The 564-nt window shown below is 44.0% G+C and carries 1 protein-coding gene; it reads right to left on the bottom strand.

Annotation, left to right across the window (positions count from 1 at the left end):
* Positions 1-215: 215 nt before the first annotated feature.
* Entirely contained in the window at positions 216-509 is a 294-nt protein-coding gene (locus tag MO867_RS22515; protein ID WP_252473337.1) for a superinfection immunity protein, read from the bottom strand.
* Between the last annotated feature and the right edge of the window lie 55 nt (positions 510-564).

The following is a 564-nucleotide window of genomic DNA, read 5'->3' as shown; positions in this document are numbered from 1 at the left end:
TGAGCAGCGAGGAGGCGAACTATACGGACTTCAGGGGGGGGCGGCAAGCACTTTTTGTAGAAATCTTTCAGAAATATTTCTGGCTGATATTTGAACAACAGTGCCTCTCTGTCAGAGAGAGCTTTACATATATATAGAGGCAACAAAGGAGCTTGCAGCGAAGTCCCTAACTTCCCAGATAAACGGTGTAGGTCTATAGCATAGACCGCGGCGGATTAGTGGCCGCTTGAAGCTGTATTCTTATCTAACGTCTCCCCCACTTTACTTCCTTTCTGTGCCGCCAATTCCTTACCCCCTTTCTTATTACGCACTTTACCGCTGATCGCCCAGACTAATAATGCAAACCAGGCCACCCAGGAAAGTCCTGCCGGAATATTAGCGGTGAGAATTTTCCTGAAATGCTTCCTATTCAAAAAAAAGGCAAGCATGGCCGGAAGAAACCAAACCAATAAAAAGAAAAATACAAATAAAATACCTTTTAACGGACTAATTCCACTTAGGATTTCCATCAGGGCTGTCCCATATAAACCGGTGTAAAAACGAACAGAATAGACCTAAAATAGC

Source organism: Microbulbifer okhotskensis (assembly GCF_023895975.1).
In the GTDB taxonomy this organism is placed as follows: Bacteria; Pseudomonadota; Gammaproteobacteria; order Pseudomonadales; family Cellvibrionaceae; genus Microbulbifer; species Microbulbifer okhotskensis.
This window is presented reverse-complemented; position numbering and strand designations above follow the sequence as displayed.

What these genes read in the sequence shown, in the direction of transcription:
- MO867_RS22515 (WP_252473337.1), bottom strand. Translation starts at nt 509, where the DNA reads ATGGAAATCCTAAGTGGAATTAGTCCGTTAAAAGGTATTTTATTTGTA.